The 20560-nt window shown below is 66.5% G+C and carries 17 protein-coding genes and 1 tRNA gene; 12 read left to right on the plus strand and 6 right to left on the minus strand.

Going from position 1 to position 20560, the window contains the following annotated elements; genetic code table 11:
- The first annotated feature begins 39 nt into the window (after window positions 1-39).
- The 3 genes from ACZ5PP_RS01795 (at window position 40) to ACZ5PP_RS01805 (ending at window position 4496) form a co-directional block, all read left to right on the plus strand.
- Window positions 40-2685: a PEP/pyruvate-binding domain-containing protein gene (locus ACZ5PP_RS01795; RefSeq protein WP_464826640.1), complete on the plus strand. Its 2646-nt coding sequence runs from the start codon at window positions 40-42 to the stop codon at window positions 2683-2685.
- Between the two features lie 70 nt (window positions 2686-2755).
- A complete protein-coding gene (locus tag ACZ5PP_RS01800) occupies window positions 2756-3211 on the plus strand; it encodes a hypothetical protein (protein WP_464826641.1) in 456 nt (151 codons plus the stop codon).
- 25 nt (window positions 3212-3236) lie between these two features.
- A complete protein-coding gene (locus tag ACZ5PP_RS01805) occupies window positions 3237-4496 on the plus strand; it encodes a patatin-like phospholipase family protein (RefSeq protein ID WP_464826642.1) in 1260 nt (419 codons plus the stop codon).
- 1 nt (window position 4497) lies between these two features.
- Here the strand turns inward: ACZ5PP_RS01805 and ACZ5PP_RS01810 are convergent, their stop codons facing one another.
- The 4 genes from ACZ5PP_RS01810 to pgi form a co-directional block, all read right to left on the minus strand.
- Window positions 4498-5175, minus strand: coding sequence for an MBL fold metallo-hydrolase (locus ACZ5PP_RS01810; protein ID WP_464826643.1), 678 nt, complete (start codon window positions 5173-5175; stop codon window positions 4498-4500).
- 37 nt (window positions 5176-5212) lie between these two features.
- Window positions 5213-5605 (minus strand): DUF6858 family protein, encoded by a 393-nt coding sequence (locus tag ACZ5PP_RS01815; protein ID WP_374616118.1) that lies wholly within the window; start codon window positions 5603-5605, stop codon window positions 5213-5215.
- A 408-nt stretch (window positions 5606-6013) separates the two neighbouring features.
- Complete coding sequence (locus ACZ5PP_RS01820) at window positions 6014-6475, minus strand: PaaI family thioesterase (RefSeq protein ID WP_464826644.1); 462 nt, start codon at window positions 6473-6475, stop codon at window positions 6014-6016.
- A gap of 204 nt (window positions 6476-6679) precedes the next feature.
- Complete coding sequence (gene pgi, locus ACZ5PP_RS01825) at window positions 6680-8332, minus strand: glucose-6-phosphate isomerase (RefSeq protein WP_464826645.1); 1653 nt, start codon at window positions 8330-8332, stop codon at window positions 6680-6682.
- Between the two features lie 206 nt (window positions 8333-8538).
- On the opposite strand from pgi, the gene pgsA reads away from it, so the two are divergent.
- The 3 genes from pgsA (at window position 8539) to ACZ5PP_RS01840 (ending at window position 11343) form a co-directional block, all read left to right on the plus strand.
- Window positions 8539-9111 (plus strand): CDP-diacylglycerol--glycerol-3-phosphate 3-phosphatidyltransferase, encoded by a 573-nt coding sequence (gene pgsA, locus ACZ5PP_RS01830; RefSeq protein ID WP_012585317.1) that lies wholly within the window; start codon window positions 8539-8541, stop codon window positions 9109-9111.
- A 72-nt stretch (window positions 9112-9183) separates the two neighbouring features.
- Window positions 9184-9259 (plus strand) — tRNA-Gly (locus ACZ5PP_RS01835).
- A gap of 227 nt (window positions 9260-9486) precedes the next feature.
- The gene (locus tag ACZ5PP_RS01840; RefSeq protein ID WP_052484355.1) at window positions 9487-11343 is read left to right on the plus strand and encodes a tyrosine-type recombinase/integrase; all 1857 of its coding nucleotides are present in this window, start codon (window positions 9487-9489) and stop codon (window positions 11341-11343) included.
- On the opposite strand, the gene ACZ5PP_RS01845 is transcribed toward ACZ5PP_RS01840, so the two are convergent.
- The gene (locus ACZ5PP_RS01845) at window positions 11340-12023 is read right to left on the minus strand and encodes a LysR family substrate-binding domain-containing protein (RefSeq protein WP_052484356.1); all 684 of its coding nucleotides are present in this window, start codon (window positions 12021-12023) and stop codon (window positions 11340-11342) included. The two genes, ACZ5PP_RS01840 and ACZ5PP_RS01845, sit on opposite strands and share 4 nt — an antisense overlap.
- Before the next feature lie 94 nt (window positions 12024-12117).
- On the opposite strand from ACZ5PP_RS01845, the gene ACZ5PP_RS01850 reads away from it, so the two are divergent.
- The 6 genes from ACZ5PP_RS01850 to ACZ5PP_RS01875 all read left to right on the plus strand — a co-directional run bounded on the left by ACZ5PP_RS01850 (window position 12118) and on the right by ACZ5PP_RS01875 (window position 18362).
- Window positions 12118-12417 carry a helix-turn-helix domain-containing protein gene (locus ACZ5PP_RS01850; protein ID WP_043742187.1) on the plus strand — a complete coding sequence of 100 codons (300 nt, stop codon included), beginning with the start codon at window positions 12118-12120 and terminating at the stop codon, window positions 12415-12417.
- 174 nt (window positions 12418-12591) lie between these two features.
- Entirely contained in the window at window positions 12592-13677 is a 1086-nt protein-coding gene (locus ACZ5PP_RS01855) for a hypothetical protein (RefSeq protein WP_043742190.1), read from the plus strand.
- Entirely contained in the window at window positions 13677-14573 is an 897-nt protein-coding gene (locus tag ACZ5PP_RS01860) for a hypothetical protein (RefSeq protein WP_043742193.1), read from the plus strand. Before ACZ5PP_RS01855 ends, ACZ5PP_RS01860 begins: the two co-directional genes overlap by 1 nt.
- Window positions 14574-14587: 14 nt before the next feature.
- Entirely contained in the window at window positions 14588-15859 is a 1272-nt protein-coding gene (locus ACZ5PP_RS01865) for an ABC-three component system protein (RefSeq protein WP_464826646.1), read from the plus strand.
- Window positions 15856-16332, plus strand: a complete 477-nt coding sequence (locus ACZ5PP_RS01870) for a three component ABC system middle component (protein ID WP_043742199.1) — start codon at window positions 15856-15858, stop codon at window positions 16330-16332. The genes ACZ5PP_RS01865 and ACZ5PP_RS01870 overlap by 4 nt, the downstream gene beginning before the upstream one ends.
- Window positions 16329-18362: a DUF3732 domain-containing protein gene (locus tag ACZ5PP_RS01875; protein WP_043742215.1), complete on the plus strand. Its 2034-nt coding sequence runs from the start codon at window positions 16329-16331 to the stop codon at window positions 18360-18362. The genes ACZ5PP_RS01870 and ACZ5PP_RS01875 overlap by 4 nt, the downstream gene beginning before the upstream one ends.
- A 117-nt stretch (window positions 18363-18479) precedes the next feature.
- Here ACZ5PP_RS01875 and mobH read toward each other — a convergent pair whose 3' ends face one another.
- On the minus strand, window positions 18480-20300 hold the full coding sequence (mobH, locus tag ACZ5PP_RS01880; protein WP_043742214.1) for a MobH family relaxase: 1821 nt from the start codon (window positions 20298-20300) through the stop codon (window positions 18480-18482).
- Window positions 20301-20560: the final 260 nt, after the last annotated feature.

The raw sequence follows: 20560 nt of genomic DNA on the forward strand, positions 1-20560 counted from the left end.
GCATAATCGCGCTCGCAGGCCTTGTCCGAGGAGCTCCTGATGAATTCTGCCGTTCCGACGTCGGCCGGACCCATCCCGTCCGATCTTCCCACGTCTCCCGCCAAGTCCGCTCCCACGCTCCCCGCCACCTTCGCCCCGACCACCGGCCTGCCCGACCTCGACGCCATGCTGCGTGGCGTGGCGCGCGGCGACAACATCGTCTGGCAGGTGCAGGCGCTGGACGACTACCGCGCGCTGGTGCTGCCCTATGCGGCCGCGGCGCAGGCGCAGGGACGGCGGCTGATCTATTTCCGTTTCGCCGCGCATCCTCCGCTGCTCGCCGGGGACAGCGGCGCCGAGCTGTTCACCCCGCGTCCCGAGGACGGCTTCGACGCCTTCGTCGATCAGGTGCATTCGGTGATCGAGGCCGCCGGTCGCGAGACCATGTATGTCTTCGACTGCCTTTCGGACCTCGCCGACGCCTGGCTGTCCGACCGCATGCTCGGCAACTTCTTTCGCCTCACCTGCCCGCGGCTCTTCGACCTCGACACGGTGACCTACTTCGGCGTGCTGCGCCATCGACATGCGCGCGCGGGCATGGACATGATCACCGAGACGACGCAGTACCTGCTCGACGTGTTCCGCTGCCGCGATCGGCTCTACATCCGGCCGATCAAGGTGCAGCACCGCTCGGCCGCGGCGATGAACCTGATCCACGCCTGGGAGCCGGGCGATCGCTTCCGCGCGGTCGCCGACAGCGGCACGGTGGCCGAGATCCTCGCGGGCTCGGGCTGGCAGGGGCTGGAGGACGAACAGATCCGCAGCCACTGGCAGCGCCTCTTCGATCAGGCGCGAACCTTCGCCGCCCTGCGCGCGGCCGGGGCGCCCGAGCTGGCCGGCGAGGCCGCCGCCTTCGCCCGCCTGGCGGGCCTGCTGTTTCCCGACGAGGCTGGCCTGCAGGAGCTGATCGCGCGCTACCTGAACCTCGACGACCTGCTCGCGGTGCGCGCGCGCATGATCGGCATCGGCACCATCGGCGGCAAGGCCGCGGGCATGCTGATCGCGCGCGCGATCGTGCGCCGCGACGCGCCTGCACTGCACGCCCGCCTCGAGGCGCACGACTCCTTCCATGTCGGCAGCGAGGTCTTCGATACCTTCTTCGTGATCAACGGGCTGTGGTGGGTGCGCCGCCGCCAGCGCGAGGCCGACTGCTTCCTCCAGGGCCTCGACGGAGAGGAGGGCGCCCGCGCACGCATCCTGCGCGGCCGCTTCCCCGAATCCACCCTGCGCCAGTTCGAGGGCATGCTGGATTATTTTGGCGAGTGGCCTTTCATCGTGCGCTCCAGTTCGCGCCTGGAGGACCGCTACGGCAACGCCTTCGCCGGCCAGTACGACAGCGTGTTCTGCGCCAACCGCGGCACGCGCGAGGAGCGCCTCGCCGCGCTGCTCGACGCCGTTCGCCAGGTGTATGCGAGCACGCTGTCGGAGTCGGCGCTGCGCTACCGCCAGCGCCGCGGCCTGCTCGACGAGCACGAGCAGATGGCGCTGCTGATCATGCGCGTCTCGGGCACCGCCGGCGGGCGCTGGTTCAACCCGCACGCGGCCGGCGTCGGGCTGTCGGTCAATCCCTACCCGTGGAACCCGCGCATCGACATGAAGGCGGGCGTGGTGCGCCTGGTCGCCGGTCTGGGCACGCGTGCGGTGGATCGCGCCGACGACGACTACACCCGCCTGATCGCGCTCGATGCGCCCGAACTGCGCCCGGAGACCAGCTTCGGTGCGATCGCGCGCCATGCCCAGCGCCGCATGGACAGCCTCGACCTGGAGCGCGGCGAGGTGGTCTCGGGGCCGTTCGCCGAACTCGTGCGCGGCCATGCGGATTTTCCGCACGCGCTGTTCACGACGCGCGAGGCCGAGGACCGTCCGGCCTTTCTGACCTTCGACGGGCTGATCGCCCACACCGATTTCGTCGCCGACCTGCGCACGCTGCTGCGCGCGCTGCACGCGGCCTACGCGCATCCGGTGGAGATCGAGTTCGCGCTCAATTTCGTTCCCGACGGCGGCTACCGCATCAACCTGCTGCAGTGCCGGCCGATGCAGGTGCGCAGCGTCGAGGGCGTGCAGGGCGTGGAGCCGCCGGCCGACGCGCCGCGCCTGGTGGAAGCGTGCGGTGCAGTGATCGGACCGAGCCGGGTGATTCGCCCCGAGCGCATCGTGCTGGTGCGCCCGGCTGCCTTCGCCGCGCTCGACCAGGCCCGCCGCCTGGCGGTGACGCGCGTGCTCGGCCGCCTCAACGCGCTTGCCGACGAACGTTGCGTGCTGATGCTCGGCCCCGGGCGCTGGGGCTCGAAGGACCCCTTTCTCGGCATCCCGGTGCTGTTCTCCGAGATCAATCACGTCGCCGCGCTGTGCGAGATCGTCGCCATGCACGAGCACCTGGTGCCCGACGTCTCGCTCGGCACCCACTTCCTCAACGAGCTGATCGAGGCCGACCTGCTGTACTTCGCGCTGTTCCCCCGGATGGCGGGCAACGTACTCGACGAGGCGGCGATCCTGCGTTGGCCCAACCGGCTCGGCACGCTGCTGCCGGACGACGCGGACTGGAGCACGGTGGTGCACGTGGCCGAGCCCGCGCAGGCACCCACGCTGTACGCCGATGCGCCCGGGCAACGTGTCGTCGTGGTGCAGGACACAGTGGCGGCTTGATTCAGTTCAAGCGCTTTCAGGGGCCGCCCGGGTAGGATGGCGACCGTTCGCATCCAACCGGAGATCGTGCATGCGCCTCGCCTTCCTGAGCGCCGCCATCGCGGCGCTGTGTGCCGCCCCTGTTCCCGTTCTCGCCGCCGACGACACACGCCCGCAACCCAGGCTGCAGGCATCGGCCGACGAGCTGCCGCGCCCCGCCGACGAGAAGCTGCGCGCCGGCATGCTGCAACTGCGCGAGACCGTCGCCGCACGCGTGTCCGACCCGGCCATGGACGAGGCTGCGCAGGTCGCGCTCGCCGGCGAGATCCTGCGCCAGGTCGCCATGATCAGCGAGGGGCGCGACTTCCACAGCCGTCCCGGCCGCCACCTGCAATGGCTGCTCGGCGACATCAGCGATGGCGCCGGGCTCATGCGCGATGCGCCGCGCCTGCAAGCCAAGCGGCTCGGCCTGCTGCGGGTCACCGAGACGCTGAACTTCTACGGTCGCGAGTACGACCACCCGGGGTGGGAGCCGATCAGGCCGTGAGGGGCCGCGCGGAGGCGACGGCGCGATGAAGCCGGCGCTGCGCATCCTGGCTGGTCCGGCGGCGCGTGCGCAGTTGCGCGAGCGCGGCTTGGCGCCCGCCGACGTCCTTGCGATCCCCGGCGCGGCCGGCGGCCCCAAGGGCCTCATCCTCAATCCGCTCGATCGCTTCGTCTTCGGCCATTGGCTGGCGGGCGCGGGTGCGCCGGTGCACCTGCTCGGCGCCTCGATCGGCGCCTGGCGCATGGCCAGCGCATGCCTGCCCGATGCGGACGCCGAGCTCGCCGAGATGGCGCGTCATTACATCGAGGAGAGCTATCTCGACGCCGAAGAGGTGCAGAAGGCGCGCGCCAGCGGCCGCCCGGTGCGCCAACCCGGCGCGGCGGCGGTCAGCCGCGCCTTCCGCGCGCGCCTCGCCAGCCATCTGGGCGGGCGCAGCGACGAGCTGCTGCACCACCCCCGATACAGGCTGCACCTCTTCACCAGCCGCGGCGTGCATCCCCTGCTGCGGCGCGAGGGCCGGCTGCGCACGCTCGCCGGCTATGCGGGCGCCTACGCTGCCAACCTGCACAGCCGCGCCCGCATGGGCGAATGGCTCGAGCGCGTGGTGTTCTCGGATCCGCGCGACGCGCTGCCCTTCGCCCTGGACGACTACGCCGGGCGCGTCTGCGCGCTCGGTCCGCACAACGCCTTCGAGGCCTTGGTGGCGAGCTGCTCGATCCCGTTCTGGCTGCAGGCGGTGCACGACATTCCCGGCGCCCCGCCGGGTGCCTACTGGGATGGCGGCATCACCGACTACCATCTGCACCTGGATTACGCCTCGTTGCTGCGCGGGGAGGGGAACAGCCTTGCGGTAGCGCAACGCGCGGGCGAGCGCAGTCCCGGCAGGATGGCCGGGAATGCGGGTAGCCAAGAGGACGGCGAGACGACGATGGGGCGGCGGCCGCGCAACGAAACCCGTGCAGAGGCGCCCCGGCTCGTGCTCTACCCGCATTTCCAGCCCAGCGTCGTTCCGGGTTGGCTGGACAAGTCGCTGCGCACGCGCCATCGCGCTACCGCGCGCCTGGACAACGTGGTGCTGCTGGTGCCGGACGCCGAGTGGATCGCCCGCCTGCCCAACGCCAAGCTGCCCGATCGGCGCGACTTCAAGACCTATGGCGCCGACCACGCAGGACGCGCGGTGGTGTGGCGGCGCGCGATCGCGGAGAGCGCCCGCCTGGCAGACGAGTTCGCCGCGCGCGTCGAGGGTGGCGGGCCGATCGAGGCGGAGCCGCTGGGCGAGCCCTGATTCAGCCTTCGATGGCCGCTGCGGTGCCGCGTGGCGCGGCGGGGCGGGCGCGGCGCTGCATCATGTCGGTGATGAAGCCGTCACGGCTCTGTTGCAGGCGGGGTGCGTAACGCGCGCGCAGCTCGCCTAGGGTGGCGACGTGGCGACCCCGGATCGGATGCGCGGGGAAGACGAGCGTCTGCTCCGGCAGCGTGAACAGGCGCCGGGTGAGGGTGTCGAACAACAGGCCCGGGTCGGCCTCGCGGTTGCCCGCGCTGCAGCTGCCCACGTCGAAGGCGTCGCCGCAGAACAAGCGATCGCGCCACAGGTAGCTTAGGCAGCCGGGCGTGTGACCCGGCGTGCCGAGCACGCGCACGACCTCGTTGCCGAACACCAGCCGGGCGCCGTGCGCAACGCGCATCGCCTCGCGACTGCAGTCCTGCGGCAGCGCCGCCGCCTCGCCGACCACCAGCCGCGCGCTGGTGCAGTCGCACAGCGCGCTGCAATCGGCCGCGTCCGCCCGGTGCACATGGGTGCGCAGCACATGGCAGAGGCGCAGGCTGCGCTCGGTCAGGAGGGCGAGCACCAGCTCGGTCTGGCGCGGTGGCGGGTCGATCACCACCGCCTCCTGCTCGTCGAGGTCGGCGAGCAGGTAACCAATCAGGCTGGAGTCCGGGCTGTGCAGGGGATGGAAGTACATGGCGGTGCGAGCCCGCTTACGCGGGCGGGGCGGGTTGTCAGGCGGCCTTGCGCAACGCGCTGACCCACTCGATCATCTTGCGGTTGGCCTCGGGCATCGGCGCTTCGAGGAAGCTGATCACGAAGCGGTCGGGCAGCTCGGCAAAGCCGATCGAGCGCGGGCGCACCGCCATCATGACGGGGTCGAGCAGCTTCACGCCGAAGCAGAAGATGAGGTTCTTGGCCGCGAGGATGTCGGGGCGGATCTCGCCGCCGATCCGCTTCGTATGGCCGAGGTGGTCGAAGGTTGCGATCAGGCGCACGGTGGGGTCGGCCTCGGCTTTGGCCTCGATCGCCTCGATCAGGTCGTCGAGGTGGGCGTGATCGGTCTCGTTCTTGCCGAGCTCGAGGACATGGATCGGGTACTTGTCGGCGAGCAGCTTGTTCTGCATGGAGCACTCCTGGGGCGGATGGTGGATGGGTACGGCGGAGCCGCATCCCGAGCAACATCGTCCGGCCTGCGCTCGAGCCGCGTCCGGATGCGTGGTGGATGAGGTCCGAGCCTCGTCTCCCATTCACTAACAGGAATCGTGCCAGCGTCGGGTGAGGTGGAAAATGGCTGGATCGGGCGGCGTTGCGGGCGAACCGGCGTGCGGCGCCGGCGCGCCGTTCTGTCACTTGTGCCAGCCTGGCAGGCAGGTTGGCGGCATTGGCAGGTCACGTGTGTCCGGCGGGACTCGTCGCGAGCGTGGGTATGCGCATGGGCGCGTCCGTGCGTGTGGCCGCGGTCGTGTTTGTGCGACAGTGGCGGCTTGACGGTGCCGGCGACGTCGTCGTGCGCCGGCTGCAACGGGCCGGTCTCAGGCCTTGAAGCTGTCGGGCATCTGCACCGCGACGACCTCGCCGCGCGCAGTCATCACTTCGCCTGCCCACACTTGCGCCTCGACGACCACCTTGCGACCCTTGATCTCCTTGACGCGGCCGCGCAGCACGAGCTCCGGGCCCATCGGCGTGGGCTTCAGGAAGTCGACGTGCAGCGAGCCGGTCACGAAGCGGAAGGGCGGTTCGCTGTCCATCGGGCGGTTTTCGGCGCGATAGGCCGCGGCGGCGGCCGTGCCGGTGCCGTGGCAATCGATCAGCGAGGCGATCAGGCCCCCATAGACGAAGCCGGGAATTGCGGTGTGCTCGGGCTTGGGGTGGTAGCAGGTGACGGTCTCGTCGCCTTCCCAGAAGGTCTTGATCTGGTGGCCCTGGCCGTTGAGGCGCCCGCAGCCATAGCAGTGGGCGACATTCTCGGGGTAGTAGTCCTGGAAGGCGAGCATGCTGCGGATCCCGGTCGTGGTGGTGAAGGAAGGCCTTCATCTTATGCTCGCCCCCACCCCGCGCCCATTGCGGTCCCGGACAGCCACCGTGCAAACGCTGCCAGAACGCTGGGCCGCGAACCGTGGGCCGGGCGATGCAGAGTGCGGCGCGGGCGCAGACCGGACCGCCGCCTTCGCGCCTTCCGGTGCCCGGCAAGGAGGCCCTCAGCGCGGGCGGGCGCGATAGCGCTCGATCAGGCCGCGCGTGCTGGCGTCGTGGGCGTCCGCTGCGGGGGCGGCCGCGTGCGGGTCGAGCTCGGCCAGCACGCGCGCGGCGAGCTGCTTGCCGAGCTCCACGCCCCATTGGTCGAAGCTGTTGACATCCCAGACCACCCCCTGGACGAAGGTGCGGTGCTCCCAGGCTGCGATCAGGGCGCCGAGCGTGAAGGGGTCGAGCCGATCGAGCAGCAGCACGTTGCTCGGCCGATTGCCGGGGAACACGCGGTGCGGGAGCAGGGCAGCGATACGTTCCTCGGGAACGCCGGCCGCGCGCATCTCGGCCTCGGCTTCGGCGGCGGTCTTGCCGCGCATCAGCGCTTCGGCCTGCGCCACCAGATTGGCGAAGGCGATGCGGTGCAGGGCCTCGTCCTCTCGGCCGGGATCGAGCACGCCGATGAAATCCACCGGCACGAGCTGCGTACCTTGGTGCACAAGCTGGAAATAGGCGTGCTGGCCGTTGATGCCTTGCTCGCCCCACAGGATGGGGCTGGTGCGGCAATCCACCGGCGTGCCGTCGCGGCGCACCGACTTGCCGTTGGATTCCATGTCGAGCTGCTGCAGGTAGGCGGGCAGGCGGTGCAGGCGCTGATGATAGGGTGCGACGAGCTGGCTGGCGGCGTCGAGGAAATTCACGTTCCAGATGGCGAGCAGCGCCATCAGCACCGGCAGGTTGGCGGCAGGCGGAGCGGTGCGGAAATGCTCGTCCATCGCGTGCGCGCCGGCGAGCAGTTCGTCGAAGCGATCGGGGCCGAGCGCGAGCGCGATGGGCAGGCCGATCGCGCTCCATAGCGAGAAGCGCCCACCCACCCAGTCCCAGAAGCCGAACATGTTTGCGGTGTCGATGCCGAAGTCGCGCACCGCTGCGGCATTGGTCGACACGGCGACGAAGTGGCGCGCCACCGCGGCTTCGTCGCCGAGCGCGCCCACCAGCCAGGCGCGTGCGGCGTGCGCGTTGGCGAGCGTCTCCTGCGTGGTGAAGGTCTTCGAGGCGACCACGAACAAGGTGCTGCGCGGATCGCAGCGGCGCGTCACGTCGCCGATGTGCACGCCGTCCACGTTGGAGACGAAGTGCACGCGCGGGCCGTCGCCGGCGTGGTCCGCGAGCGCCTCGCACACCATCGCCGGACCGAGGTCGGAGCCGCCGATGCCGATGTTCACCACGTCGGTGATGCGTTCGCCGCCGTGGCCACGCCAGTCGCCACCGCGCACCTGCAGGCAGAACGTGCGCATGCGCGCCCGCACCGCATGCACCTCGGCAGCGACGTCCAGGTCCCCGACTGGCCAGTGTGCCCCCGGCGGGCAGCGCAGGGCCACGTGGAGGACGGCGCGGACCTCGGTGGTGTTGATGCGTTCGCCGCCGAACATCGCCCGGATGCGACTGGCGAGATCGGCCTCGTCGGCCAGGCGCAGCAACAGCACCAGCTCGTCGTCGTCGAGCAGGTTCTTCGAGTAATCCAGGGTGATGCCGCAGGCGCTGGCCTGCATGCGTGCGGCGCGCCCGGGATCGGCGGCGAAGCGCTCGCGCAGGGAGCGCGGGAGATGGGTGCGACGGCGCTGCTGGAGCGATTTCCAGGCGGCCAGGGAGCTGGGGGCAGGCATTGGAAGGGACCGGAACGGCCGATGCGAGGAAGATGGATGCTTGTCGAGGATCTTACCTAGCGCGCGCGTGCCTGTGTGCACCGGAAGCGCCGCAGGGCGGGACTTTCGGCACGCTGCGCGCGCGCACGGAATGCGGCCGTCCCTACGCGCGTATGGGCGCTTGATATACTCGCCGCTCCCCGAACCTTTGCGAGTCGCCCTCCGGCATGCCGCTCAACATTCCGAATGCGCTGACCTGGGCGCGGATCGCCATGATCCCGGTCTTCGTCGGCCTCTTCTATCTCCCCGAATCGTGGATGCCGATCGCGACCCAGAACCTCGTCGCCACGGTGATCTTCGTCGCCGCCGCGGTGACCGACTGGTTCGACGGCTACCTCGCCCGCGCGCTCGGCCAGACCTCGGCCTTCGGCGCCTTCCTCGACCCGGTTGCCGACAAGCTGATGGTGGCCGCCGCGCTGATCCTGCTGGTGCAGCTCGGTCGAGTGGATGCGCTGATCGCGGTCGTCATCATCGGTCGCGAGATCACCATCTCGGCCCTGCGCGAGTGGATGGCGCGGGTCGGCCAGTCGGCCAGCGTCGCCGTGGCCTATGTCGGCAAGCTCAAGACCACCGCGCAGATGGTCGCGATCCCGATGCTGCTGTTCGATGCCTCCCTGTACGGTCTCGACCTGCGCCTGGCCGGAGAAGTGCTGATCTACGTCGCCGCCGCGCTCACGCTATGGTCGATGGGGTACTATCTGCGGCGCGCGATGCCGCTGCTGCGCGAGACGGAAGAATGAAGCGGATCGCGAGAAAGCGCAGATAGGGGTTGACGAGCTAAGAATTGTGTCTATAATGGCGGTCTTTCCCGGGCGGGAATAGCTCAGTTGGTAGAGCGCAACCTTGCCAAGGTTGAGGTCGCGAGTTCGAGACTCGTTTCCCGCTCCAGATGCACTGCTTCGGAGTTCCACTGAATTCCGCAAGTGGTTGAAAAAAGGGACTTCGGTCCCTTTTTTCATTCCAGCGGCGTCCGCTGGAAGCCACCCCCAGCCACGGATTTTTAGTACATTTTCCAGTACATCAATCGGGGCGAGCGGCGGTTCGGTTTCCTCCGGGTGTGGTCCCGCTGCTGGCGGTACATCTCTCCTCAATCCAACGAGACGGGGAGATGTACGATGCCTCTCACAGACACAGCAATCCGTCTGGCCAAACCCACCGGCAGGGACTACACGCTCAAGGACGGGGACGGCCTGGCGCTCTTCGTCGGCGCCAGCGGGGCGAAGAACTGGCACTTCCGCTTTTCCTGGGCCGGCAAGCAACCCCGCATCTCGCTGGGCACCTACCCCGAGATCAGCCTCAAGGAAGCCCGCGAACTCAGGGATCAAGCCCGCGCGCTCGTCGCCAAGGGCGTCGACCCCCGCATCCACCGTCGGCAGGAACGCAAGGCGGCGCTCCTCGCCGCCTCCAACACCTTCGAGGCGGTATTTCGATCCTGGCGCGACTTCAAGGCGCTGAGCCTCAAGGCCGGGCGCCAAAGCACCCTGTCGCAGGTCGACCGCATCTTCAAGAAGGACCTGCTGCCGACGCTGGGCCCGCAATCCATCTTTGAGATCACGCGCGCCGATTTGCTGGAGGTCCTGCGCAAGATCGAGCGTCGCGGCGCACACACGACCGCCGAGAAGTGCCGGACCTGGTTCAACCAGCTCTTCCGCTACGCGATGGTCGAGGTCGAGCTGCAGAGCAACCCGGCGGCGGATCTCGACATCGTGGCGATGCCGAAGCTGCGCGTGAAGCACAACCCCTTTCTGCGCATGGAACAGCTCCCGGCGTTCCTGGTGAAGCTGCGCCACTATGGCGGCGATCTCAACACGCAACTGGGATTGCGCCTGCTGTTGCTCACCGGCGTGCGTACCGGCGAACTGCGCTCCGCGGTGCCGGAGCAGTTCGATCTCGAGCGCAGCCTTTGGATCGTTCCCCCGGAGAACGTGAAGCAACTGCAGGAGCAGATGCGCAAGAAGAACAAGGACTGCACGGAGATTCCGCCCTACCTGGTGCCACTGCCTCGGCAGGCTGTTGCGATCGTACGGGAACTGCTCCGCGCCAAGTCCCCAGCCCAGCGCTACCTGCTGCCACACCGCAGCAAGCCCAGGGAGCGCATCAGCGAGAACACCCTCAACGCCGCGCTCAAGCGCATGGGCTACAAGGACCAGCTCACGGGCCACGGTATCCGGGCGACGGTCTCGACCGCACTCAACGAGTTGGGCTACCACAAGGACTGGGTGGAGGCGCAGCTTTCCCATGCCGACACCAATCAGATTCGGGCGAGCTACAACCACGCCGAGTACGTGGAGCAGCGCCGGGCCATGATGCAGGACTGGGCGGACCGCTTGGACCAGTGGGAGATGCAAGGCCTGCAGGCCGATCCGGAGATGGCGCCCTCGATGCCGCGGGACCGTCGGCTGCCGCCCGTTCCCGCCGTCGAGCCCCTTCCGATCCGCGACGGTCATGTGGAGAGCGCACCCGCCGAGGTGGCGGCAGGCGAGGGCGATGAGTTGGAGAGATCCCCGGTGCTCACGCTCGTCGCGCGCAAGGATCAGCGTCCTCAGCCGGTCTTGACCGACATCCAGCGCGAACGGGCCCTGGTGCTGGCGACCTTCGAGTCGCCCCACAACCTCCCGCTGCCGGCGTTCGCCAAGCTGGTGGGCAAGTCGCGCCATCAGATCAACCGAGACATCCAGGCCCGTCGCCTGCTGTCGCTCAGCATGGGCAACCGGGGGCAGCGCATTCCGGACTGGCAGCTGGATCCGGTGCGCCAGGACTTCACTCGTGCCGTCCTGGCGCGCGTCGGCGACCTCGACAGCTGGATGTTATATCGCGCCCTGTGCGAGCCGGTGGATGCGCTGGGCGGACTGTCCCCGCTGGAGGCGGTGGTCGCCGGCGCCGCCCGCGACGCCATGCATGCGGTGCTTGGCGTCCTGGGTCTGCTCGGCGAGCCAGAACGCGCGGTGACGGCACTGAGGCAGGTGGTCTAGTGCGAATCCGGTGATGACGCCCCGTCCAGATCGCCCATGCGCATCGAACCGACGCGCATGGCGCGCCGGGCGAACCGGGACACGCTGTCGCTGGCTTCGGCTTTCGGCCGCAGCAGGTAGGTGATCAACTGCGGCGATAGCCCGGCCAGCGGTCGCATCACCACGCCGAGCGGGCGATAGGCCACGATCTGTGTGGCCGGCGCCAAGCCGGTGCCGTAGCCTGCAGCCACGAGGGTCATCATCAAGGCGGAGGACGCGACGCGCTCGGCCACGATTGGGGCGTCGGTCACGTCGTGAAGGATGCGATCGACTTGCCGATGGATGCCCGTGCAGGCTGTCGGATCCCATAACACCATCGGGTAGCGCAGCGCCTCGGGCAACGGGATGTGCGTGTAGGCGAGGAGGGGAGAGCGCGCCGGCACTGCGAGCGCAAGCGGCTCCCGCCAGATGGGCTCGGCAGTCAATCCGCTGCGCTCCTCTCCTGACGTTGCCAACCCGACATCGTACAAGCCAGTCAGCAAGCCCTCGATTTGGCGACCAAGGATGGCTTCGGAGAGCGAAAGCTCAACGTCCGGCTCCTCGCTGCGTTGATGGGCCAGAAGATGAGCCAGTGGTGGCTGAACACCGGCATCGCTGATGGCAAGCCGGAGCCTGGAGGCGCCGGGAGCATGCGTCGACATTGGCATCGTCCAAGTGGATGATCTCCCGGAGATTAGCATTAGTGAGTTAAATTTAACGTGGTTTAAGATGTACTGATCTTCGACGCTTCTGCCGATGCAGAAGCGTCCGATACAACGCGGCCGTCCGGCCGGCTCCACCTCTTTCGAAGCTGAGCCCGCGCTCGCCTTTGGCGCCGCCGTGCGGGAGGCCCGGACCGCTCAAGGTATGGCCCAGGAGACGCTCGCACATCGTGCCGGGATCGAACGATCCCACATGGGCAAGATCGAGCGTGGGGAACACATGCCGACTCTGGCCTTGATCTTCCGAATCGCGCGAGCGTTGGGGTGCAGTGCGACGACGCTGATGGCGGAGACCGAGCAGAAGCTCGGAGAGCTCAAAGACGGGCAAGGATGATGGCGCAGTGGCGGGTTGGTTCAAAGCCGGAAATCCGCACTTCCTGACGGAGCGCAGGCTCAGCCTTGACGCGCACGCTGGGGCAGGGCGAGATTCACTGAGCAGCGAATATTCACTCTGAGTCGAACATTCGGTATAGTGCCGTTATTCGCTGTACAGGGAATAACGGCTGCCATGTTCCAGTCCCGCGCTATTGAACGCGTCCTCATCGAGCAGTTCCTGGAGTCGCTCCGGGGGCTGCCGGGGGTGCGCGCCGAGCCAGATGCGCTGGATTCTGCCGCCGAGATCGCTGATCGGGGATTCGATGCCAAGGTCGACCTGAGTGTCGCGGGCAAGTCGCTCGTCCTGCTACTAGAGATCAAGAAAGCCGTCTATCCCCGGGATGTACGCCAACTGCTTTGGCAGCTCAAGGCCCTGAATCTGGGACAGTACGTCGCCGATGCGCAGTCCCTGCTCCTGGCTGAGTCCATCTCCCCCGGCGCTAAGGAACTGCTTAGGGCCGAGCACGTTGGCTACTACGACAGCGGAGGAAGCCTGTTTCTGTCGGCTCCAGGCGCTTACATCTACATCGACAAGCCGCCCCCGAAGCCATTGGAGAAGTCGGTGCGCTCGCTGTTCTCCGGGCGACGCGCGCAGGTGTTGCACGCACTTCTGGTTCATCACGAGGACTGGTTCGGTGTCACCGAGGTAGCCGAACAGGCCCACGTCGCGCCATCGACCGCTTCGGATGTGCTGACCGAGTTGGACAAGTTCGACTGGCTTGTGTCGCGCGGGCAGGGGCCCGGCAAGGAACGCCATCTGCGCGAACCTGGTGCGCTGCTCGACGCCTGGGGCAAACAAGTCGCTTCCTCTCGCTCGCCGGCACTGCGTCGCTACTACGTGCCCGGTTTGAAGGCTGACGCTCTGATCGAACGGCTCGGGCAAGTCTTTGACGCGCACCGGGTCGACTATGCGGTGAGCTACGAAGCCGCAGCCCAGCGCTATGCACCGTTCCTGTCCGGCATCTCGCAGGTTCGCACATGGATGCTGCCCGGCTCCGCTGCTGACGCGGCGATAGCCGAACTGGATGCACGCGTCGTGAGCGAAGGCGCCAACCTCGCGGTCATCGAAACGAAGTCGGCTGGGGAGTTGCTGTTCCGCCAGCAGGTCGGCGGCGTCTGGCTGGCAAGCCCCATCCAGATCTATCTCGATCTGTTGCGCGGAGAAGGTCGCGCCAAAGAGATGGCCGAACATCTCCGCAGGGAAAAGATCGGTTTCTGATGGCCAAGCCCAAGACACTCGATTGCTACAGCGACCAGTACACGCAGGACTGCGAACGTGTCCTCGTGACGCTGCTGCGTGGGCTTGGACCTTGGAAAGAGTCGGTCTATCTCGTCGGCGGTCTCACACCCCGGTATTTGGTGAGGGCGCGGCCACCCGTCGTACCGGCGCACGCCGGAACGCTGGATGTCGATATCGTGATCGACCTGCAGATCCTCGCCGACACTGAGGCGTATCACACGCTCGAAGACAACCTGAGGAAGATGGGCTTCGAGCGTGCCGAGAACGACAAGCGGCAGAAGCTCTCCTGGCGCTGGCAAACCCGCACCGAACACGGTGCCCTCATGGTGCTGGAACTCCTGGCGGATGCGCCGGAGATCGCTGGCGGCAAGGTGCAGCCGCTCCCAACCGATGGCACGATCTCGGCCCTCAACATTCCGCATTCGTCCATTGTCTTCGACCTGCATCAGATCAGCGAGATCGAGGCGGAACTGCTTGGGGGCGATGGCATTGCCGTCGAGAGGATCAAGCATGCCAACCTGGTCAGCTTCACTTGCCTGAAGGCATTTGCCTTCGACCAGCGCTTCGAGCGAAAGGACGCGCACGACCTGATTTACTGCATCGAGCATGCACCCGATGGAGGCGAGGCGGTCGCTGAGGCGTTCAGAAAGGAGCGTGAAGGGAAGCACGGCGAGGTGGTCAAGAGCGCACTTGCCATTCTGCGGTCCCGGTTTGCGCAGGTTGGCGGGACCGAGGGCTATCGCAAGGATGGGCCCGTCGCGGTGGCCAAGTTCGAGTTGGGCGAGAGCGACGAGCCGGGGCAGCGCGAGGCGCGAGCCTTGAGGCAGCGGCAAGCGAGCGATGTCATCGATCGGCTCCTCATCCGGATCGGCTAATGGGAGAGGGTGGCATGAATTTTCCGGCAGACATCAGAGGGTGCGCGCCGCGGGGTAGTGCAAGAAAGGGGCCGATGACAGAGCACGGATCTTTGACCCATGCCGCCGAAGGCGCGGCGCTCGGCTTCTACTTTCAGTCGCTCCATGCGCTGCGTGGCATCCTGGAGCAGCCCCATGACGACGCCGCCGTGTGCCTCGAGCGGCTCGACGACGTGGAATTCGTCTCGAACGGCGAGCCGCTTTTGGTGCAGCTCAAGCACTCGATGAGCGAGAAACCGGCTGCTGTGACGCTGGCCTCGCGTGCGCTCTGGCGCACGTTCAAGGCATGGATCGACGTGCTGCCGAAGGTGGTTCTGGAGGCAACGCGATTCCAGCTTGTTACGGTGGCATCTCTTGATGCCGAAGGCGTCCTGGGGAGTTTGCTCACGGAGTCCGCCGATCGCGAATCCCTGCATGTCAAACTGCTGCAGGAGGCGCGAAGGGTTGTGGACGCGCACGAGGCGGCTAAGCACGCTGGAACCCCACCCCATGCGGATAGAGTAGGAGGCTGCATGGCATTCCTCCAACTTGACGAAGACACGAGGCGCTCCCTGCTGTCCAAAATCACCGTGCGGCCGGGCAGCAGCAATATCACGGCCATCAGTGGTGAAATTGCGGACTGCCTGGTGAATTTCCCGCCGCAACAGCGCCCTGTCCTCTGCACGCGCCTCATTGAGTGGTGGGACCTGCAGGTCATCTTCACCCTGTGCGGCAAACGGGAGCGTTTCATTACCAAGCTCGAGGTCCAACTGAAGATTGCCGAACTCGCCGGAGAAATTGAGCGCGACGAGCTACTGCCGGATTTCGAGACGGCTCTGTTGCCCACGGACCATGTTCCGGATTCCATGCTCACGCGCCAGATCGAGCTGGTAGGTGGAACTCCCAGTGATGTGCGGCTAGCCGTTCGTGAAGAATGGCGGGCGCGCTCGCAGCGGCACAAGTGGATATCGGAGCGCCTTGACATGGCATCGCGCATCGTCAAGTACGACAGCTTGCTTCAGGAGAGGTGGCAGGATAAGCACGAGCGAATGTGCGAGGAGTGCGGCGAAGAGGAGGAAACTCACAAACGCCAGTGCGGGCACCAACTTCTGCGCTGGTCTTATGACCTCGCGCACACCGAGGTGCGACCCTTCGCCCCCAACTGGAGTGCGACCTACTATGTGCGCGGCAGCTATCAGGTGTTGGCCATCGACTTGCTGGTCGGCTGGCATCCGGACTTCAGGAGGCTTCTGGGGTCCAACTCATGAACCGCGCGCACGACATCTATGCAGAGACAAACCCAGCGTACTGCGCTGCCGTGCTCGCTCAGTTCTGCGCGTCGCATAACGAGCACCGGGGGCGAGCCCCAGCGCTTGCTGTGGCCTATCTGGTGCTCCCCATCGTGCTGTCCGAGGATCTCGCCGAAACCTTCGACAAGTGTGTCAAGAGCACGGGTCTTCTCGTGTGGCTGGATCGTAGTCCGCGCATACGAGTTGGCTTGTCCGGGCGCGTGAACGCCACTTTGCCGGTGTCCACGGAGGCCATTCGCTTTGGGTGTATCGCCGGACTGCTGCGCTTGGAAGGCGAGGGGGCTATCGCCTCGTCGCACAGAAAACTGCCTGCGGCGGTTTCATCCGGTGTCGCTGGTCCGGCGCTGAAGCGAGCGCGGCTACTGGGTTCCTGGTTTGCCGAAGCCGGGTCTGCGCGCGCCGTGATGGAGGCTATGGGAGTATCAGTATGACGCGATGGAATATTGCACGTATCTTCTACCTCGGGATCGAAGGAGCGTTCCGAGAGATCGAGTTGGACGCCGGCAAGGTCAATGTGATCGCGGGTGCGTCGGGCACAGGCAAGTCCGCCGTGATCAAGACGCTGGATTACTGCCTGGGCTCTTCGAGCTGCGAACTGCCGGTATACGTACGACGACACTGTGTCGCAGTGGGGGTCAAGTGGGTGCGCGGGGCTGACGAGCTGATCTCCTGCCGTCTCGTGCCGCCAGTTGGGCAGCGCAGCAGCGATCACATGTACGTGACGACGGGGCGCGGCTTGTCAGTCCCTCGCTTGGTGGAACAGTTCGAGGGTCGGACCAATGTGGAGGCGGCCAAGACCCGGCTGGAGGAGGCATTCGGGATCGGTGACGTTGGTCAGCCAGATTCAACGGTGCCGGGACGGGAATCGCGTGATCGCGCGACGGTACGCCACGTTACGCCGTATGTGTTTGTGACGAAGGAGGTCATCGACAGCGAGACGGTACTGCTTCATGGGCTGGATGACAGGCGCAAGGCCGGCCACATCATCGCGACTCTACCGTATTTCCTTGGCGTGGTGACGGAGTCGACGGCCGCAGATGAGCGCCGGCTGAGGCAGGCGCGCAAGGCGTTAGACATTGAGGTCGCGCGAGAGAACGCGCGCAGGTCCAATGAGAGCTTGGTGAAGCAGCGCATGCGCATCCTGCTGACCGAGGCGAGCCAGATTGGATTGGCCGCTGCCCCATTCGAACAGGCCGACGAGTTCGAGTTGCTGGCGATGCTGCGAAGCGCGATGTCCTCAGATGCGAAGGCGATGCAGTATCCTAGCGAGGGGGAACTGGATGCGTTGCATGAACGCCGCCAGTCGGTGCTGTCAGAGCTGAACCAGACCAAGCGCAGGCACCGGGCGATGATGACTGCGGCTCAGGAATCGCTTAGCTATCAGGATGCGGTGGCCAAGCAGCACGACAAGCTGCACATCGCAGAACACTTAAATCTGTTGGAGGTTCCCTCGACCTGTCCGATATGCCAGTCGGACACCACGGCTGGTGCGTCCGCGGCGTTGGCGCTCAAGCGTTCCCTGGAAACGATCCGCGCCGAGGCCAGCGAGGTCGGCCGTATCCGACCGCAACTCGACGCTTCGGTAAGTATGCTCGCGGAACGGATACAGACCCTGAGCTCCCAACTGCGGGAACTGGATGCGCGCATTGCTTCGGCCCTGAGTCAAATCCAGGAGGGCAGGCGCCTTACTGATCTGGCGCAGGCCCAGGCGTATTTCCGAGGCAAAGCTAGCTTCTTCCTGGAAACGCTAGACGACCAGCTGCTGCGTCCTGGGAAGGACCTGAGTGCGTTGCGCGAGGAGATCGCGGAACTGGAAACACGCCTGGACAACGACAGCCGGCGCGTACGTCTCCAGCGCGCCGAAGCGGACGTGTCGCGATTCGCTTCCGAGGCTTTTGCGGATCTACCGAAAGTGGAGCCGTGTGTCGATGCGGAACTGCAGTTTTCCTCCAGGGTGCCACAAGTGAGCATCGTTGAGCCGGGACCCGGCGGCGCCATTCTGTCCATGGCTGATCTGGGCTCAGATCAGAACTGGCTGGCGGTCCATGTTGCATTGGCGTTCGGTTTTCAGCGCTTTTTCGAGAAAGAACAACGCCCCGTGCCGGGACTGCTCGTGCTGGACCAACTCAGCCGCCCGTACTTCCCGAACAAGGGCGAGGAAGAGAAGGCCGTCGTGGTCGGCAGCGTTGAAGACGATGATCCGGAGGCAGGTGCTGACCGTGCGGGGCGCGACGTGATTGCCATCAGCGAGGGGGACGAGGATTTCCAAGCCATGCGCCAGCACATCGACTTCCTGTTCAGTCAGGTCGAGGCGCGCAAGGGGCTGCAGGTGTTGCTGCTGGAGCATGCATACTTTAAAGACGATCCTCGCTACGTGGCGGCGACGAAGGCGCGCTGGACCCGTGCGTCCGGGGAGGCGTTGATTCCGAAACACTGGAAACGGCGACCGAACTCTAGATGATGAAGCTCGCGGGAGTCGGCTGCCCAACTCTCCGAGGACGCCCTGTCCCCGGACCGAGACGCGCAGGTCATGGGCGGCGCGGCCTGTTGATGTCGGAGTGGCGTAGGCCGAATGCTGTCACATCAGTTGCAAGTAGGGATTGTTGGGCGGAACGTCGCTGAATAGCCGCTCAGGGTCGGAGAGAAGATAGCCATGCAGCCTCCGCGACTTGCGCGGCCCCGTCACCTCGCAGGTCCAGATGTTCAGGCCGTTGGGCTGTTTTCGGTGTACTTGCAGGCGTTCGAAACGCTTCTGCACCCATTGCCAGTCGGCGAGTTCGGCTTCCTTGGCCTGTTTCGCCACCATGGGGTGCTCCTGCGCGTAGCGCTGGAACACGCCGGGGCTGACCAGATAGGCGGTGTCGGCCACGGTGTGCACCAGGGCCTTGGCATCGTTGATGATGAGCTTGCGGGTGTGGATGCCGTGCCGCAGCCAGGCGATGAAATGCTCGCCGGAGGGCTCGATCGTGGACGGGACCATCACTTCCGAGGCGATCGACGGCACGTCGGCAGGTGCGGTCGCTGCTGCTAGGGGTGGCGGGGCGAGTGGCTCGGTACCGGCCGAGGTGTTGGGTGAGGGGGGCGCGAACGACATGGGCGGCTCATCGAGCATTTCCAGCAGGCCGGAAAACGGATCCGCCGGAACGATGTCAGGAGTGACGGTCACGGGAGCGGCATCGACTGCGGCGGCATCAGCGGTCACGGTGGTCGGCGTCGCCGGCGGTGGGCCGGCCTCGGGCGATGCCTCATCCTGTTCGATGCGCACCGTTCCCGCGAACGGCGCCGGCCGCTCGCCGGCATCCCAGATCAGCGCCGGCGCCAGCTTGAGGAAGGTGAAGCTGTGCGACCACCCAGCGTCGCTCGTGACGGTGGCCTTCCAGATGGCCTTGCCGTCCCCAGTCGGCTGCACGATGCCGTGATCCTGCAGCACGTTGAACACCGCCGTGTTGTTCGACGGGATGCCTTCGATGCCCTGCGACAGCAGGTGGGCGCGCAGCTTGTCGGAGACGGTCTTGCTGACCAGCCACAAGGCATCCTGGGTCAGCCAGCCATCCGAGGCTTGCGGCTGGTTCAGCTTGAACTCCTCGCGCAGGAGGAAGCGCAGGCCGTCGAGGAGCTTGCGCTGCAGTGCATGCTTCGGGGCGGCCATCGCCTTCGCAGGGTCGCCGCCGAGTTCATGGGCGACCGATGCCTGGTCGGCCTGCACGACCAGTTCGCCGAGTGTGCCGGCGTGTTCGTACTGTCCGGCCAGTACGAACAGCAGTGCTGACCACAGATCGGGATAGAGGCTGAGCCAGTCGAAGATGTTCGGGTCGAGCACCCGGGCGTAGAGAAGCCCGGTCGCGGCGCCATGCAGCCGATATTCGCGCTCCTGGCGGTAGCGGAAGCGGTACGGCCGCTGCAACGGGCCGTGCCAGGGGTGCCAGATCGTGCCGTCTGCGTACTCCACATGCAGATCCACGGTAATCTTGCCGATGTCGTGTAGAAGAGCGGCGTAGGCGGTGCCGGCGGTCCAGGCTTCCGCCTGGGCGGCCTGGGCCTCCGGCGTGGTGCCGGCAGGCAGCAGGTGCGACTGCCGCAGCTTGAGCGCGTAGGCGACGATCTCCATACCGTGGTCCAGCATGCCGCCCGGATAGGCGTGGTGATGCGCTTCCGAGGCGGGAAACTGCTGGACCAGTTCGGCGTAGCGTTCCAGCGGTGCGAGGTAGAGCGTGGCGAACTGTCGCCGGGAGAGCGAGGTGCGCTGCCAGATGTGCTCCAGCAGTTTCTGGCGCCGCGGCGTGGCCAGCAGTGCCGCCGCCGACTGCGGCCGCGTCAGCCCTTTGGACGCATCGGCAGGGCCGGACGACGAGGTACCAGTCGATGGTGGCGTCTTTTTGCGCTGGAACAGCGTGAGCATGGTGGCGATCCCTGTGGTCGTGGCGGGAAGGAGGGTCTTTTGGCCTTTTGGCCTTTTCGGGTAGGGCCTTTCCCCTTGCTCCCCTTCCATTGCCCCTTCCCAGCCTTTCCACCCCTACCGGAACCGTTTGGGTATATGACAGCCACGCTCGTCCAACTACAGCCAATGCGGTGTTGGCCCTTTCCGGATTGAGGGCGGAAGGCTGGCTGTGCCGCGCCTACGATGAGATCTTTCTCACTGCAGGCCCGACATCATGCTCG

It is taken from the genome of Thauera sp. DNT-1, from assembly GCF_055393985.1.